Source organism: Arthrobacter sp. U41 (assembly GCF_007679325.1).
Taxonomy (GTDB): domain Bacteria; phylum Actinomycetota; class Actinomycetes; order Actinomycetales; family Micrococcaceae; genus Arthrobacter.
Window position 1 is genome coordinate 1494294 of record NZ_VEGI01000001.1, and the last position, 16305, is coordinate 1510598.

General features: G+C 68.3%; 18 protein-coding genes. 8 read left to right on the forward strand and 10 right to left on the reverse strand.

All coding sequences use genetic code 11. The annotated features are described in order from the left end of the window. Window positions 1-97: 97 nt before the first annotated feature. Entirely contained in the window at window positions 98-1366 is a 1269-nt protein-coding gene (locus FS787_RS06910) for a helix-turn-helix domain-containing protein (RefSeq protein WP_144671460.1), read from the forward strand. A 41-nt stretch (window positions 1367-1407) separates the two neighbouring features. Here the strand turns inward: FS787_RS06910 and FS787_RS06915 are convergent, their stop codons facing one another. Further along, entirely contained in the window at window positions 1408-2379 is a 972-nt protein-coding gene (locus tag FS787_RS06915; RefSeq protein WP_144671461.1) for a phosphoribosylaminoimidazolesuccinocarboxamide synthase, read from the reverse strand. 2 nt (window positions 2380-2381) lie between these two features. Continuing rightward, complete coding sequence (gene purD, locus FS787_RS06920) at window positions 2382-3692, reverse strand: phosphoribosylamine--glycine ligase (RefSeq protein WP_144671462.1); 1311 nt, start codon at window positions 3690-3692, stop codon at window positions 2382-2384. Between the two features lie 394 nt (window positions 3693-4086). Between purD and FS787_RS06925 the strand changes: the two genes are divergently transcribed. The 3 genes from FS787_RS06925 to FS787_RS06935 are packed head-to-tail and all read left to right on the forward strand — an operon-like array spanning window position 4087 to window position 7171. After that, window positions 4087-5739, forward strand: coding sequence for a molybdopterin-dependent oxidoreductase (locus FS787_RS06925; RefSeq protein WP_260982428.1), 1653 nt, complete (start codon window positions 4087-4089; stop codon window positions 5737-5739). A 35-nt stretch (window positions 5740-5774) separates the two neighbouring features. Beyond that, on the forward strand, window positions 5775-6791 hold the full coding sequence (locus FS787_RS06930; protein WP_144671463.1) for an asparaginase: 1017 nt from the start codon (window positions 5775-5777) through the stop codon (window positions 6789-6791). A 2-nt stretch (window positions 6792-6793) separates the two neighbouring features. After that, a complete protein-coding gene (locus FS787_RS06935; protein ID WP_144671464.1) occupies window positions 6794-7171 on the forward strand; it encodes a sterol carrier family protein in 378 nt (125 codons plus the stop codon). A gap of 10 nt (window positions 7172-7181) precedes the next feature. On the opposite strand, the gene FS787_RS06940 is transcribed toward FS787_RS06935, so the two are convergent. Then, complete coding sequence (locus FS787_RS06940; RefSeq protein ID WP_144671465.1) at window positions 7182-7943, reverse strand: SDR family oxidoreductase; 762 nt, start codon at window positions 7941-7943, stop codon at window positions 7182-7184. A gap of 128 nt (window positions 7944-8071) precedes the next feature. Further along, complete coding sequence (locus tag FS787_RS06945; RefSeq protein ID WP_144671466.1) at window positions 8072-8380, reverse strand: hypothetical protein; 309 nt, start codon at window positions 8378-8380, stop codon at window positions 8072-8074. Between the two features lie 137 nt (window positions 8381-8517). Between FS787_RS06945 and FS787_RS06950 the strand changes: the two genes are divergently transcribed. Beyond that, complete coding sequence (locus tag FS787_RS06950; protein WP_395940318.1) at window positions 8518-9270, forward strand: DUF72 domain-containing protein; 753 nt, start codon at window positions 8518-8520, stop codon at window positions 9268-9270. 58 nt (window positions 9271-9328) lie between these two features. After that, window positions 9329-10399, forward strand: a complete 1071-nt coding sequence (locus FS787_RS06955; RefSeq protein ID WP_144671467.1) for an App1 family protein — start codon at window positions 9329-9331, stop codon at window positions 10397-10399. 16 nt (window positions 10400-10415) lie between these two features. Here the strand turns inward: FS787_RS06955 and FS787_RS06960 are convergent, their stop codons facing one another. The 4 genes from FS787_RS06960 to FS787_RS06975 form a co-directional block, all read right to left on the reverse strand. Continuing rightward, a complete protein-coding gene (locus tag FS787_RS06960; RefSeq protein WP_144671468.1) occupies window positions 10416-11966 on the reverse strand; it encodes a GH1 family beta-glucosidase in 1551 nt (516 codons plus the stop codon). Between the two features lie 122 nt (window positions 11967-12088). Continuing rightward, the gene (locus tag FS787_RS06965; RefSeq protein WP_144671469.1) at window positions 12089-12478 is read right to left on the reverse strand and encodes a hypothetical protein; all 390 of its coding nucleotides are present in this window, start codon (window positions 12476-12478) and stop codon (window positions 12089-12091) included. A gap of 82 nt (window positions 12479-12560) precedes the next feature. Beyond that, complete coding sequence (locus FS787_RS06970) at window positions 12561-12920, reverse strand: J domain-containing protein (protein ID WP_144671470.1); 360 nt, start codon at window positions 12918-12920, stop codon at window positions 12561-12563. A gap of 108 nt (window positions 12921-13028) precedes the next feature. Further along, entirely contained in the window at window positions 13029-13454 is a 426-nt protein-coding gene (locus FS787_RS06975; protein ID WP_144672027.1) for an Hsp20/alpha crystallin family protein, read from the reverse strand. A gap of 171 nt (window positions 13455-13625) precedes the next feature. On the opposite strand from FS787_RS06975, the gene FS787_RS06980 reads away from it, so the two are divergent. Further along, a complete protein-coding gene (locus FS787_RS06980; RefSeq protein WP_144671471.1) occupies window positions 13626-13919 on the forward strand; it encodes a MerR family transcriptional regulator in 294 nt (97 codons plus the stop codon). Here FS787_RS06980 and FS787_RS06985 read toward each other — a convergent pair. Beyond that, window positions 13916-14224, reverse strand: a complete 309-nt coding sequence (locus FS787_RS06985; RefSeq protein ID WP_144671472.1) for an MmcQ/YjbR family DNA-binding protein — start codon at window positions 14222-14224, stop codon at window positions 13916-13918. The genes FS787_RS06980 and FS787_RS06985 overlap by 4 nt on opposite strands. 51 nt (window positions 14225-14275) lie before the next feature. Next, window positions 14276-15058 carry a phosphatase PAP2 family protein gene (locus FS787_RS06990; protein WP_144671473.1) on the reverse strand — a complete coding sequence of 261 codons (783 nt, stop codon included), beginning with the start codon at window positions 15056-15058 and terminating at the stop codon, window positions 14276-14278. Between the two features lie 123 nt (window positions 15059-15181). Here FS787_RS06990 and FS787_RS06995 point away from each other — a divergent pair, with 123 nt between their 5' ends. Continuing rightward, window positions 15182-16279, forward strand: a complete 1098-nt coding sequence (locus FS787_RS06995; protein WP_144671474.1) for a DNA alkylation repair protein — start codon at window positions 15182-15184, stop codon at window positions 16277-16279. Window positions 16280-16305 lie beyond the last annotated feature (26 nt).

The following is a 16305-nucleotide window of genomic DNA, read 5'->3' on the forward strand; positions in this document are numbered from 1 at the left end:
AAGTCAGCACTACCCTTGTTGACACACATTGTAAAATGATTTCCACAGAGACTGTCAAGCATTTAGTACAAAGATTGTCCGGAATTAGGAGGTATCCGTGGGGAACGGATTCGGGGAGAAACTCCGAGCGGAACGGCTCGAACGTGGCCTAACGCAAGCGGAATTGGGCCGGGACCTGTACTCGCCCAGCTACATCTCCCTGTTGGAGACCGGACGCCGCGAACCGACGGCCGATGTCATCGAGGAACTGGCCCGACGACTGGAGCTGGCGCCCAAGGCGCTGGAAGCCTGGAGCCAGCCGGTCTCCGTCAGCGACGCGGAATATGTACTCTCGGGCCTCTATGCGCGCCAGGCCTGGGATCTGCGCGACTACTCCCTGGCGGCGACCCATGCCGCGGCTGCGGCCCGGATCGCCCTCGAAGCCAGGAACACCAGCGCCTGGTGGAACATGACCTATATGCAGGCCGAATGCCTGATCAAGCAGGGCCAGTGGCAGGAATGCAAGGACATCGTCCAGCGCCTCCTGGACCACCCGATGGCCGCCGAATCGGCAGGCCTGGGGGTGCGGGCCCGGCAGATGCTCGCCGCGGCCTCACAGGGACAAGGGCAGCTGACCGCCGCCGTCGAGCATGCCGAGCAGGCGGTGCGGCTCTGCGCCGAGCTGCCCAAGGGCTCCACCCTGGTCATCGGCGCGCTGCGCGCCTTGATCGGCGCGCTGGCCGAAAGCGGCCGGCTGGACGAGGCGTGGGAATACTGCCAGGCCATGAACGAGCAGATGGACGACCACTCCATGACCCAGCTCGCCGGCGAGGTCGCGTGGGTGATCGGCAACGTGGCCTTTATGCGCCATGACTACCCGGAGGGGATCAAGTACCACGAGCGGGCGGCGCAGCTGCTCTCCCCCGCAAACGACATCGACCTCTGGGCCCGGTTCAACAAGGCCTCCGCGGCCGTGCGCCTGTCCTCCGGGATCGTGGAACCGGAGACGCTGACATCGATTGAGCGGGCCGAGCTGGCGCTCTCGATCGTCGGCGGCAACAAAACGGACCAGCTGGAGGTGGCCTTCATCCGGGCCCGCTGGCTTTACCTGACCGGGGATATCGTCGCGGCCATCCAGAAGCTGCGCGAAATCCACGCCGACAAGGGTGCGCTCGCCAAGCACACCGCCGGCGAAGTATCGCTGCTGCTCGGCAAGGCCCTCAAGGCCGCCGGCGAATCCGACGAGGCACTGGTCTACCTCGAGGAGGCCCAGAAGGAATTCAGCGCGGCCGGCGCCTCGGACCGGGTCCAGCAGTCGATGGACGCCGTGCTGGAAATCCGGCTGGCCCAGCGCCGCGCGCAGTCCGCCGCGGCGTCCGGAACCTGAGCGGGCCGCAGCCGCAGCCCAAGCGGACCGCCCCGAACCCCCTAGGCGAACGTCCGGCCGGTGAGTTTCTCGTAAGCCTCGACGTACCGGCTGCGGGTGCGGGTGACGACGTCGGCCGGCAGCGCCGGAGGCGCCAGGTCCGAGGACTTGTCCCAGCCGGATGCGGCCGAGGTCAGCCAGTCGCGGACGTACTGCTTGTCGTAGGAAGGCTGGGCCTTGCCGGGCTGGTACGTGGCGGCATCCCAGAAACGTGAGGAGTCCGGGGTGAGCACCTCGTCGCCGAGCGTGATGACGCCGGTGGCGACGTCCAAGCCGAATTCCACCTTGGTGTCGGCAAGGATGATGCCGCGGCCACGGGCGATGGCTTCTGCCTTTGTGTAGATCTCCAGGGTGAGTTCACGCAGCCGGGACGCGATGTCCTCCCCAACGGTCTCCACGACGGCGTCGAAAGTAATGTTCTCGTCGTGCTCGCCCACCTCGGCCTTAGCGGAGGGGGTGAAGATGGCCTCGTCGAGCCGGGACCCGTCCACCAGGCCCCCGGGCAGAGGGATGCTGCACACGGTGCCGGACGCCCGGTACTCGACAAGCCCGGAGCCGGTGAGGTAGCCGCGGGCGATGCACTCGACCGGGAACATGTCCAGCTTCTTGCAGATCATCGCGCGGCCCTCCACCGCGGCGGGCACACCGCCGTCGACCGTGGACGCGAGCACGTGGTGGGCAACGCCCAGCTGTTCGAACCACCACAGACTCAGCTGGGTCAGGATGCGGCCCTTGTCCGGGATCTCGCTGGCGAGGACGTGGTCATAGGCGCTGATGCGGTCGCTGGCGACCACCAGGACACATTCCTGGCCGATGCGCTCCGTGATGGAGCGGTCCACCGGAACATAGAGGTCGCGGACTTTGCCCGAGTAGATGTGCTTCCAGCCCGGCAGGTCCAGCGTCGCGGTATCCAGGCCGCCTTTCGGCGCGGACGGCGTGGGTCCGGTGGCGTCCGGCAGGGGTTCACGGGTCATGCTCAAGCCTTCGCTTTCGTGGCGGCCGGGGCGCCGGGCGTCTGCACTTTGATCTCGCCGCGCGCCGCCTTGCCGCCGATGTCGGTGCGGAACTGGCTGCCGTCGAGCTGGACCAGTTCGACGCCGTCGTACGCCCGCTCCCGGGCCTCGACGAGGTCCGTTCCGAGCGCCACCACGGCCAGGACGCGTCCGCCCGCGGACACAACCTTGCCTTCGTCGTCGAGCTTGGTGCCGGCGTGGATCACGTGGACACCTTCGATCGACTCGACTTTCTTGAGCCCCCGGATCCGGTCGCCGGTGCGCGGCGCGTCGGGGTAGTTCTCGGCGGCGACGACGACGGCGACTGCGGTCTCCCTGGACCAGCGCAGGGGCTGGACCTTGTCCAGTTCGCCCTTGGCCGCTGCCATCAGGAGCCCGCCGAGAGGGGTCTTGAGGCGGGCAAGGACCGCCTGGGTTTCCGGGTCGCCGAAGCGGACGTTGAATTCGATCACACGGGTGCCGCGGGACGTCAGGGCCAGCCCGACGAAGAGCACACCGACGAACGGGGTGCCGCGGTGGGCCATCTGGTTGACCGTGGGCTGGGCGACGCGGTCAAGAACCTCCTGGACGAGGCCTTCGGGGGCCCATTCCAGCGGGGTGTAGGCGCCCATGCCGCCGGTGTTGGGGCCCTCGTCGTTGTCGAAGATCCGTTTGAAGTCCTGCGCCGGGGAGAGCGCCACGGTGTTGCTGCCGTCGCAGAGGACGAAGATCGAGACCTCGGGTCCGTCCAGGAATTCCTCGATCACCACGGTGCCGCCGGCATCGAAGCAGCTCTGGGCGTGGGCGAGGGCCTCGTCCCGGTTGTTGGTGACCACCACACCCTTGCCTGCGGCGAGTCCGTCGTCCTTGACGACGTAGGGCGCGCCGAACGTGTCCAGCGCGTCGGCGGCTTCCTCGGCGTTGCCGGCCACCCGGGCCATCGCGGTGGGGACACCGGCCTCGGCCATGACTTCCTTGGCGAACGCCTTGGAGGCCTCAAGCTGGGCCGCTGCCTTGCTGGGGCCGAACACCGGGATGCCCGCGTCGCGGACGGCGTCGGAAACGCCGGCGGCCAGCGGCGCCTCGGGGCCGACGACCACCAGGTCGACGGCGAGTTTGGTCGCCAAGGCAGCGACGGCGTCGGGATTGTTGGCGTCGATGGCGTGTGTGGGGACCAGTTTGCTAATGCCGGCGTTGCCCGGGGCCGCATGGACCTCGGCTACATTCGGATCTGCAAGCAAGGATCGGACAATGGCGTGTTCGCGGCCGCCGGGGCCGATGACAAGTACCTTCACAGTTCCCAAGGGTACTTTGTGGACCCTGCTGGCTCCTAAGCTGTGACCACCACCGGACATGCCCAGCCTTGGCCGCACCCACTGGACATAGCGCCCACATGCTCATTCTTCCGCCCGCACGGAGGGCATGCCCCACGCGCAGCCGCCTCCCGCCCACCGGACATGCCCAGCCTCGGCCGCACCCACTGGACATAGTGCCCACATGCTCATTCTTCCGCCCGACCGGAGAGCATGCCCCACGCGCAGCCGCCTCCCGCCCACCGGACATGCCCAGCCTCGGCCGCACCCACTGGACATAGTGCCCATATGCTCATTCGTACGCCCGACCGGAGGGCATGTCCCCCACGGAAGCCCCCGGGGCCATCCGCGGCGCGTCCGGCTGCGAAGACTGGTTATGGAGAAGCCCAGCACGCAGACGCCCCGCGCGGAAGAACTCAGCATAGTGAAGCCCGCCCGGAAGCAGCCCGGCAAGCACAGGCCGTCCCGGCGGCTGTCCGGTCCCACCGCCCTCGCCGCACTGGCCGGGGTGGCGGCGGCCGCCGTCGTGCTGTCCGTGGCGGAGCTGATCGGAGCGTTCTTCACGGCGCGGGCGACGCCTGTGATCGCCCTGGGCTCGACCTTCATCGACTTCACGCCGTCGTGGCTGAAGGATTTCGCGATCGCCACCTTCGGTACGAATGACAAACTCGCCCTGTTCGTCGGCATGGCGGTGACCATCCTGCTGCTTGCCTGCGTTCTGGGCATTGTGGCCTACCGCAAGTGGGCCCTCGGCGTCGCGGGCGTGCTGTTGATGGGCGCCGTGATCGTCGCGAGTGTGGTGACCCGGGCCAGTGTGAAGCCGCTGGATGCGATTCCTACTTTGATCGGTACCGTGGCCGGACTCATTGCGCTCCGGTTCCTCATCACGCGGCTGTGGCGGATGCAGCCGTGGCCGGAGATGGACGCGGACCTGGCCGCCAAGGACCCGGAACGTCCCGCCACCAGCCGCCGCGCCTTCTTCGCCGCTACCGGAGTCACGGCCGCTGCCTCGGCCGTCGCCGCGACCGGGGGCCGGATGCTCAGCGCGGCCCGCAGCAACGTGGCCCAGGCCCGCGAATCCCTGCAGCTCCCCGCACCGGTGAAGCCCGCCCCCGCGGTGCCCGCCGGGGTGCAGTCCAAGGCGCCCGGGGTCACGCCGTGGCTGACGCCCAACAACGAGTTCTACCGCATTGACACCGCACTGAGCGTGCCCGAGATCAACGCCCAGGACTGGGAGCTGCGCATCCACGGCCTCGTGGAACAGGAAGTCCGGCTCAGCTTCCAGGACCTGCTCGGCGCGAACCTGATCGAGTCCCACGTTTCCCTGACCTGTGTGTCCAACCCGGTGGGCGGGAACCTGGCCGGCAACGCCAAATGGCTGGGCATGCCCATCCGTGACGTGCTCAAGCTGGCCCGGCCCAAGGAAGGCGCGGACATGGTGCTCTCCACCTCGATCGATGGCTTCAGCGCTTCGACTCCACTGGAGGTCCTGCAGGATGACCGGGACGCCATGCTGGCCATCGGCATGAACGGCGAAGCCCTCCCGCTGGAACACGGCTATCCGGTGCGGATGGTTGTTCCCGGCCTGTACGGCTTCGTCTCGGCCACCAAATGGGTGGTGGACCTGGAGGTCACCCGGTTCGCGGACAGCAAGGCCTACTGGACGCAGCGCGGCTGGTCCGAGCGCGGCCCCATCAAGACCATGGCCCGCGTGGAGGTCCCCAAGTCCTTCGCCAAGGTTCCGGCCGGGCGGGTCGCGATCGGCGGGACCGCCTGGGCCCAGACGCGCGGCATCACCAAGGTTGAGGTGCAGATCGACAACGGGGACTGGGTTGAGGCCACCCTCTCCACGGAAGCCTCGCTGGTCACCTGGCGGCAGTGGTCCTTCGACTGGGAGGCCACCCCGGGCCCGCACTACATCAAGGCCCGCGCCACGGACGGAACCGGCGAGGTCCAGACGGACAAGCGCGCGGATCCCGTGCCCGACGGCGCGTCCGGCTGGCAGTCGCTGATGGTGACCGTGGAATAACGGGGTATCCCCGCCGGGCACCATAGACTTGCTGCATGCCCTTGAATTCGCGTGCCACCTTCACCGTCGAGTCCGCCGTCGAACTGGCCGTCGTTGAACGCAGCGGCTTCGTGGAGTCCCGGCACATCGGCTCGGCCGTCCTCATCGCCGGGGACGGCACCGTCGTCACCGAACTGGGCGACATCACCACGCCGATCTATGCCAGGTCCACACTGAAGCCCCTGCAGGCCCTTGCCTCCATGCAGGCCGGCGTCCCCCTGCGCGGCGCGCAGGCGGCGATCGCTTGCGGCAGCCACGTCGGCTCGCTGGATCACATGGACGTCGTCGAAGGCATGCTCAAGGCCGCCGGCGTCAAGGAAGAACAGCTCCAGTGCCCGGCAGCCTGGCCCGAGGACGAGACCGCACGCACATGGCTGGTCCGCACAGAGCGGGGCCAGTCCAAGCTTGCCTTCAACTGCTCCGGAAAGCATGCCGCGTTCCTCTGGGCCTGCACCGAAAACGGCTGGGACACCCACAGCTACCTCGAACCCAACCATCCCCTGCAGCAGCGCATCCGCTCCGTTATCGAGGAATACTGCGGCGAGAGCATCGCCCACCTCGGCATCGACGGGTGCGGCGCCCCCGTGGCCGCCGTCTCCCTGACCGGGCTGGCCCGGGCCTTCTCCAAACTCGCCAAGGCCCCCGGGGACAAGAACTCCAACGCCCGCGCCGCCACGATCGCCACCTCGATGCTGGACTACCCGTGGGCCGTGCAGGGGAAGGGCGAGTCCAACACAGTGGTGATGGACGACCTCGGGATCCTCGCCAAGATCGGCGCCGAGGGTGTCCTGGTGATGGCCACCCCCACCGGCGCCTCGGTCGCGATCAAGATCCTGGACGGCAACGTCCGGGCCACCACGCTCGTCGGGCTGACCCTGCTGGCCGCGGCCGGCGCCGTCGACGTCCCGGAGGTGGCCAGCGTCCTGGACAAGGTGGTCGCCCCCGTGCTCGGCGGCGGCCGGCCGGTGGGCAAGATCCGGCTGGGCCACGCCGTCTCGGCCCTGCTGGACTAGCCATGGGTGTAGCCCGACGCCGGATAGCCCTCGATGAGGGCCGCGCGGCCCTCGCCGCATGGCAGGCAGCCGGCGGCCCCGAGGCCGGCAGCCCCGTCCCCCGCAGCACGCTCGCGACGGCGGTCCGCTACTCCCTGGAGGAAGTCACCGCCCGGGCCCCCGGAAACTCGGTGGAAGTACGCGTCCCGCCCTTCGGCGTGACGCAGTGCGTGGAGGGTCCGCGGCATACCCGCGGCACTCCCCCGAACGTCATTGAGTGCGACGCCGCCACCTGGCTGGCGATGGTCAGCGGGCAGCTGAGCTGGGCAGACGCCGTCGACGCCGGCCGGGTGGCAGCGTCGGGGCTGCGCGCCGACCTGTCCGCCCTGCTGCCGCTCTAGGCTTTCGGCGCTAGCCGCGCCCGATGAACGGCATTCCGGCTGCGGTGATGACGAGGGAGCCGACGCTGGCCGACGGCGGCATCCCGGCCATCAGCAGCACCGCACGGGCGGCCTCGTCCACCGGGAAAGTCGGTTCCACGCGGCTGCTGCCGTCGGCCTGGACCGCGCCGGAGCCGACGCCGATCGTGTCCATCAGCTCCGTGGCCGTGTTGCCGATGTCGATCTGGCCGCAGGTGATCCCGAACCCCCGGCCGTCGAGTTCGATGCTTTTGGTCAGCCCGGTCATGGCATGTTTGGTGACCGTGTAAGCCACAGTCCGGGGCCGCGGCGAATGGGCGGCGATCGAGCCGTTGTTGATGATCCTCCCGCCCTGGGGCGACTGGGCCTTCATCGCCCGGACGGCGGCGGCGGCGCACAGCATGGAGCCGGTGAGGTTCACCGACAGGGTCGCGTCCCAGTCGGCGAGGCTGATCTCGTCCACGGAGGCGGCAGGGCCGAACACGCCGGCATTGTTGAACAGGACATCCACGCGGCCCCACAGCTTGAGGGTCTCGGAGAACAGCCGTTCGACGTCGTCGGGCACCGTCACATCGCACGGAACGGCGAGCGCCTGGGCATGTCCCGCGCCGGTTTCCCGCAGCTGCGATTCCCGGCGGCCGGCCAGCACCACCCGGTAGCCGTCGGCGAGCATGAGCCGGGCTACCGCCCGTCCGATTCCGGATCCGGCGCCGGTGACGACGGCGACTCGGCCGGGCAGGTGATGTCGTGTCATCCGGCTAGCGTATGCCGAGTTCGCACCTCACGGCAGTGTCCAGCGCCAACATTGCGGCGACGTGTCATCTCGCGGCGACGTGTCATCACGCGAGCGGCGATGTGTCATCACGCGAAGGGGCGGACCACTCAGTGGTGGGCGCGCGCCCGCTTTCCCGCGGCCAGCGACCCTCCGGACAGCGAGGTTCCCCGGCCGGCGCCCCCGGCGGTCCGCCTGGTCACCCTGGAGAGCGAACCCGCCGGCGCGGCCTGGCCGCCGGCGCTGCGGTCCCGGATAAGCCCCGTGCCGGCGATTTCGCGGGCCTGGGCAATGCCGGCAACGGCTGCCCCCTTGGTGGGAAAGGTGACGGAGACGGCCATCAGGCTGCCTGATCCGTCCAGCATGCGGATCCTGTAGCCGCCGTCGGGCGCGTCCACGAGTTCAAAATAGCCAGCCATCGCACACTCCTTTATCCTCTACCCCACGTTGGGATATTAGTAAGTATACTTATCTAAACTGTGGACGAACACCGGCCGTAAATATCGGCCGGACCCAGACAGTGCCATAGGCGGTTCCGTCGGACTAGGATCCGTAGATGCTAAAAGGGCACCAGATCGGACGCACGCATGTCGGCACCAGCGGCTGGAGCTATGACCACTGGGAGGACGTGTTCTACCCGCCCGGGCTCCCGGCACGGGAGCGGCTGGGGTACTACGCGGCACGCTTCGCCACGGTGGAGCTCAACGCCAGCTTCTACCGCTGGCCCCGGGAGGCCACGTTCGCCAGTTGGCGCCGGCGCCTTCCTCCCGGGTTCCTGCTCTCCGTCAAGGCCCCCCGCGGATTAACGCACGGCAAAAAGCTGTTCGCCCCGGAGGTCTGGATCGAGCGGATCGCCCGGTGCTGGCATGAACTGGGCGAAAAACGGGCGGTGCTGCTGGTCCAGCTGCCCCCGGACTTCCCCCGGGACGACGCGCGGCTGGACTACTTCCTGACGGCGCTTCCCGACTGGATCCGCGTCAGCATGGAGTTCCGCCACGCCAGCTGGGACGAGCCCGCGGTCTACGCGCTGCTGGAACGGCACGGCGCCGCCTACTGCATCATGAGCGGCGCGGGCCTCCCGTGCGTCCTCCGGGCCACCGCAGAGTTCGTCTACGTCCGGCTGCACGGACCGGACCGGGAGCACCTCTACGGAGGCTCCTACCCGGACGGTGACCTGCGCTGGTGGGCGGACCGGATCCGCGAATGGCAGCACGCCGGCAAGGAGGTGTTTGTGTATTTCAACAACGACGGCGGCGGCAACGCCGTCCGCAACGCCATGGCACTGCGCCACGTGCTAGGCGACACCTGAACCGCGCGCCTCCGGACACAGGCGACGGCGGAACGGGCCCGTGTGGGAGAGTGGAGGCATGGAATTGGCGTCACAGCAAACACCCGCTCAGCAACCGGCCACCGGCAACCGGGCTTTCCGCCTGGCGCACTGGGTCTCGGATACCGTCAACAGTCTTCGCCTGAAGACCGCCCGCCGCTGGGACTTCGTCCCGCAGACCGTCGCATACCAGGGCTACGGGTCCACCACGTGGGTCCGGGTGCTGGGCCGGGTGGTGCTGACCAGCAAGCCGAACCCCGGCAGCCGGGCCGAGAAGGCAGCTCAGAACGGCAACCAGAACATCCGCGGCTGGCGGGCGTTCACGTCCGTACCGATCCAATACTCCGAGGTGGAGATCGAGATCGGCGGGGTGACGGCCCGGGTGCATGCGGACCGCGGCGGACTGGTGGACACGGTGGTGCAGGTGGAGCTCACACCGGGTTGGCACTCGGCGGTGTTGCGCGCCGAGGGGACCGAACCTGCCACCGCGAAGATCTTCGTCATTTCCCCCGACACCAAGCTGGGCATCGTCTCCGACATCGATGACACGATCATGGTCACCGCACTCCCCAGGCCGTTCCTCGCGCTGTGGAACACGTTTGTGCTCAATGAGCGGGCCCGGATGGCGACGCCGGGGATGGCCGTGCTGATGGACCGGCTGATGGTGGAATACCCGGAGGCCCCGGTGATCTACCTGTCCACCGGGCCGTGGAACGCAGCCCCCACCCTGGCCCGCTTCATCACCCGGAACATGTACCCCTCCGGCGCTCTGCTCCTCACGGACTGGGGGCTCACCCAGGACCGCTGGTTCCGCAGCGGCCAGGAGCACAAGCGCCGCAACCTGGAACTGCTCGCCGAGGAGTTTCCGAACATGCGCTGGCTGCTCTTCGGGGACAACGGGCAGCACGACGAAGCAATCTACTCACACTTCGCCCAGCAGCACGGCGACCGGGTGGCCGCCATCGGCATCCGCCAGCTCTCCGCCAGCGAGGCCGTCCTGGCCGGCGGCCACTCGGAGTCCGGCGACCACACCGGCTCCCAGGTTCCGTGGATCTACTCCCCGGACGGCGCAGGCATGGCGAAGAGTCTGCAGGATATGGACCTTCTCTAACCTGCCCCGGCTGTACTCAGCCCACCGGGTGGGGGCGTTCGACGTCGGAAGTCCCCACCGCCGCGGCGGCGGCCTGGGCGCCAGCCCCCGGCGCTGCGCCCGCGACGGGAGCCTCCGGGACGGCGTCCCGGTGCCGCGCCCCGAGGACTTCCCGGAGCCAGTAAAACGAGGCCTTCCTGGTGCGCTCCTGGGTTTCCCGGTCCACGTGCAGCAGCCCGAACTGCTGCTTGTAGCCGGCCGACCATTCGAAGTTGTCCAGCAGCGACCACACGTAGTAGCCGCGCAGGTCGACGGATTCTGCCGCGCCTCCGGGTGACGTCGCCTCAATGGCGGTGGCAATGTGGTCCGCCAGGTAGCGCACCCGCCGCTCGTCCGGGATGATGAGCCCGCCGTCGGGATCCTGGATCTCAAGGTCCTCGAAGCTTGCCCCGCCCTCCGTGATGTAGACCGGCGGAAGATCCGGGTAGCGTTCGGCCATTTCCGCGAGCGCGACGGCCATGTATTCCGGTTTGATGGGCCAGCCGTACGCGGTGATCTCGGTGTCCGGGAAGGACGCAATGTGGAACGGCGAGCCGGGAGCGGTGCCGCTCAGGTCATCGCCCATCGCTTCCGCCATTCCCTTGGGCACGGCGCCCTCGCCCGGACCGGAGGCCACACGGGTCGGCATGTAGTAGTTAAGGCCGTAGAAGTCCAGCGGCTGCGAGATCAGCTTCATGTCCTCACTGGAGGGGCTGAACGAGGAGAAGAAGGTGGCGGCCCGGATAGTGTCCGGGTACTTGCCCAGCAATACGGGGTCCGCGTAGAGCCGGTTCTGGGCCATGTCCATCAGGCCGGCGCTGAGCTTGTCCAGCGGGTTGCCCGACGCGGGCACCATCGGTGAGTACACATTGGTGATCCCGATCTCGCCCGGCACGTTGGCGGCCCGGAGTGCCTGCAGCGACAGCCCGTGGCCCAGCAGCTGGTGATGGACGCTGGGCAGGGCTTTGAGCATGAGTGCCTCGCCCGGCGCGTGCATCCCCAGCATGTAGCCGTTGGTGCTGACCGTGGCGGGCTCGTTGACGGTCACCCAGCGGGTCACCCGGTCTCCGTAGGCTGCCGCCGCGATCGCGGCGAACTCTCCCAGCCGGTAGGCGGTGTCCCGGTTCATCCAGCCGCCCGCCTCCTCCAGCTCCAGCGGCGTGTCCCAGTGATACAACGTGGCCATCGGTGCGATCCCGTTGGCCAGCAGCAGGTCGATCAGCCGGTCGTAGAAATCAAGGCCGGCGGAGTTGACCGGGCCGCTGCCGCCAGGCTGGATGCGGGACCAGGACAGGGAAAAACGGTAGGAATCGATCCCGAGTTCCTTCATCAGGGCCACGTCCTGGGGCATCCGGTGGTAGTGGTCGCACGCCATGGCGGGGCTGTGGTCCTCCACGATCGATCCGGGTTTCGCCGCAAAGACGTCCCACCCCGAGGGGCCGCGCCCGTCCTCATCCAGGGCGCCTTCGATCTGGAAGGCGGCGGTGGCCACGCCCAGCGTAAAGCGCGGCGGCAGCAGCGCGGCCAAGTCCTTGGCGGATGCTTTCATCAGTGGATTCCCCTATGTAGTTTCCGGCAGTGGACTGATTTTAGGCCGTGGCGCATCCCCGCGCCACGACCTCCGTCCGCGGGCCGGTCCGGGTCCCTCACCGCACCAGCATCCACCGCGCCTCAGTACGACGCGGCCTCAGGTCCGAACAGGAATTCCTTGGCGTGGGCTACCGCTTTCTTGAACGCATCGTTCCGCAGCGCCTGCAGCTGTTCGGTCTCGTCGGCCGTGGGTTCCAGGTAACTCGTGTAGCCCGGGCGCAGCACCCAGATATCGCCGGCCGGAGGGAGGTAGAAGACGCCGAAGGAACGGTGCTGGCTGTCATCGACGGTCCAGATGGGAACCACCGCGAGGGCGGCCCCGGTGTCGATATTGATCCACTGCGCCCGCGGCAGCGGCGCTTCGTGGGCTTCCGGGTCAAGAAACGGGGCTGTGCCTTGGCCCCACCGAGCCTCAAAGCGCTCGTGGAAGACCGGCATAAGATGCGAATCGTAGCGGCGCCATGCGCTCATGGCCGCCCTCCTTCTGTGGTGCTCGGAAGTGTGTTTTCGCCTGACGTGTCGTGGCGGGAGCTGCGTGGGCAAGGCCCTGAAGTCAGTACGGCCCCCGTTCCCAGCGCACCGGGGTGGCCCGGAACAACGGCTGGGGGTTCCGGTGCAGGCGCACCGGAATGTCCCGGCTCCCGGTGCCGCCGGAGCCGGGACCGGCACCGCCGGCGTCGGGGTCGTACTCCGCCCGGGATTTCGGGTCCCGCAACACTGCGAAAGCCTCCAGGATGCGCCGCGCCTCGCCGGCGCCATACACGTCACCCTGCCCACTTCCGGCGGACAGTTCGACGTCGGGATGGCGGAGGCGCATCAGCGCCCGGAAGGCGTGGCGGATCTGGGCCGCCGTCGCGTCCGGCGATACCCGCAGCGCAGCATAGTAGCCACGGGGGTCGCGGTTCATTGTCATTCGCCGCCTCTGTACGGACCGGGCGGGGACCAGACGACTCCGGCGGCGGCCGGCGCCCTCTGGTCCCGTGCTCATCGGCGGGCGGACGGCGTGCGTCCGCCGCCGCAGCTACGTCCCGATCTCCTGCATCTTGTCCTGCGTGTGCGTGATTTCAATCTTCCGCGGCTTGGCCCGTTCCAGCACCGGAATCCGGAGCGTCAGGACACCGTCGGCGTAGTGCGCCCTGACCTTCTCGGTGTCCAGGGTGTCGCCGAGGATGAGCTGGCGGCTAAAGACGCCGCGCGGCCGCTCCGCAGCAATCAGTTCAACGTTGGGGGGCGTCGGATCGCGCCGTTCAGCCCGGACGGTCAGGACATTGCGCTCGATATCGAGGTCCACCGAGTCAACGTTGACGCCGGGAAGATCGAATGCGACGACGAACTCGTCGTCCTCCTGCCACGCGTCCATCGGCATGGCCGCCGGCCGTGCCGCTGTTCCAAAGACCTGCTGCGTCAGCCGGTCCAGTTCACGGAACGGGTCCGTACGCATCAACATCATTTCCCACTCCTTCATGCGAGATTTGTGTGCCTTTTCCTGTATCCGAACCACTCAATTATCTGTAGTGGTGGATATAGATTTTTTATAGCACCGGTGCGAAACTGATGCAAGAGGGAAACCGGACACAAGAGGGAAACCGGGCCATCGAACAACTGGGAAGGGAACACCGTGACGGAACGTGGAGAGGAGCCGGGCGTTTACGCGATCTCCGTGGTGGCCCAATTGGTCGGGACCGGGCAGCAGAACATCAGGCTCTACGAGCGGAGGGGCCTGCTGACGCCGGACCGCACTGCCGGGGGAACGCGGCAGTACAGCAATGCGGACCTGGCGGTGCTGCAGCGGATCGGCGAACTGCTGGAGGAGGGGCTGAATCTTGCCGGGGTAGCCAAGGTGCTGGAGCTGGAAGCGGTCAACGCCCGTTTGCAGAGCGAGCTGAAGCGGCTCCGGTCACGCCGGACCTAGCGCCCTCGGCCCCCTGCGATGCGGTGGGACTCCTCGAGGAGCTCGCCGAGTTCCGCCAGGTCGATGCGGTCCAGCCGCACGAGCACGAGCAGCGGTGACCGCTCATGATGGGCCGTCCAGAAATAGGTCTGCGGGTCCGTTCCTGCGAGCGCTTCGCGTTCCCCGGTCTTGACCGTGAGTACACCTTCCTCCCACATCCGGGCCATGAGCGTGCCCGCGAACCAGGCGGGCTGGCCCCAGCTGGGCCGTTCGACCACACCCGGCAGGGCCAGTGCGGTGCGGCGGACATCGTCTTCGGTGGGCATGCCCCACTGTGGCACCGGTGCAGGCGCCGGGCAAGAGGCTCCCGCCGGGAACTACGTCTGGCTCGTATCGGCCTTGGAGAGGGTTCCGGTGATCTCCTCACCGCGGACCCGGGCGGTCCGCCAGGTGTCCAGGGCGATCACGCCGCCCAGGATCACGAATGAGATGGACAGCGAGGCAAACGCGTCGGTCAGCCAGTGGTAGCCCAGGTACAGCCGGCTCACCGCGGCGAAGAAGATCCCGACGCCGGCCAGCAGGAACCCTGCGACGGCGGCCATGCGGTTGTGCCGGCGGGAGAAAACCAGGAAGGCGCTGACCAGCAGGAAGTCGCAGGCGCCAAGGACGTGGCCGGACGGGAAAGAGAAGGTGAAGTCGGCGCCGAAGAGCATCAGGTCCACGGGTGGGCGCTGGCGGTCAATGGTGCGCCCGATGATCTGGGCCAGGATCACACCGGTGAGCATGGCCCCGGCCAGGAGCATCGGCCGCCAGGCGTGCTTGGCCAGCAGGCCCCAGGCCACCGTCACCACCAGGATGATGATCGGCAGTGCCACGGGTCCGAAAACGATCGCAAGGAAGATCATGATGGTCGTGAGCGGTTCGGAGCGGAGGGTGAGCAGCCACGAGCGGACCGGCTCGTCGCCGGCGGTCAGGCCGTCCTGCTGGAGGACACCGGCAAGGATCGAGAAGAACAGCACAACGCCCAGAACCACCAGGCCGACGGCGATCCGGTACAGGTTCTTCCGGTCCCGGGCCTCCATGTAGCGTTCCTCCACCACGAACTTGTCGTGGAATACGCGCCACCTGCCGGGCGATTTCCCGGTAGTATCCTCAGCCATTTCCGCATCCGCCTCTTCGCCGTGTCTGGACATTTCCTTCGTGAAGAATATCCCGGTTCGGGACCGGCGGGGGCGTACAGCTCCGCGGCGGGCCCGCGGCGCGCCCCCCGGTAGCCTGATGCCATGGGCGTCATGAATGAACTGATCAATGCGGACGCCGTCCGCTCGCTGGAGCGCATCCTCGCCACTGCCTCGCCGGACCGCACATTCCCTGGTCTCGCAAGCACGGCCGGGCACCTCGATCCACTGAGCCTGCGGGAACGCACCGACCTCCTGAGCCGCGCGCTGCTGGCTGACCTGCCGGAAAACTATGCCGGCACGGCGGCAATCTTCCGCCGGGCGCTGGAGGAACCGGATTTCACCGGGTGGATGATCTGGCCGGTGACCGAGACCGCGGCCACCCTCGCCCTGACGCGCGCGGAACCCGCCGATTTCGAGGACTGCCTGGCGCTCCTCGCCGAGCTGACGCCGCGGCTGACCGGGGAATTCGCGATCCGGCGGCTCCTCGCGGCCGATCTGGACCGGGCGCTGTCCGTCATCCAGGGGTGGACGTCGCATCCGGACTGGCACGTGCGAAGGCTCGCGAGCGAGGGCACCCGGCCCTACCTGCCGTGGGCCATCCGCGTCCCGGAGATCACGGACCGGCCCGCCGCGACCCTGCCGATCCTCGACGCCCTGTACCGGGATCCTGTCGAGGATGTCCGCCGCTCGGTGGCCAACCACCTGAACGACCTGGCCCGCCACGCCCCGGACGAAGTGGTTGCCACCGCGGCCCGGTGGATGGCCGAACCCGACGGGAACACGGCCAGCGTGGTCCGGCACGGGCTGCGGACCCTGCTCAAGAAGGCCCACCCCGGCGCGCTGGAGCTGCTGGGTTTCCCGCCTGCTTCGCTGGCCGTGACGGCGCCCCAGCTGGATCGCACCGTCGTCGAGCTTCCCGGGGAACTCGGCTTCACGTTCGCGGTGTCCAATACCGGGCCGGCGGAGGCCCGGCTCGCCGTCGACTACGTGGTCCACTACGCCAAGGCCAACGGCACCCGCACGGAGAAGGTGTTCAAGCTCGGAACGGCCGTCCTTGCCCCGGGCGAGTCCCGGACCTTTTCGAAGCGCCACGCGTTCCGCCAGATGACCACGCGCGTCCACCACCCCGGCGGCCACACCCTGCAGTTGCAGGTCAACGGGGTCCGATATCCGGCGGAGGAGTTCACCGTCCTCACGTAGGTGTGCCGACGTCGCCGGTGGCCGCT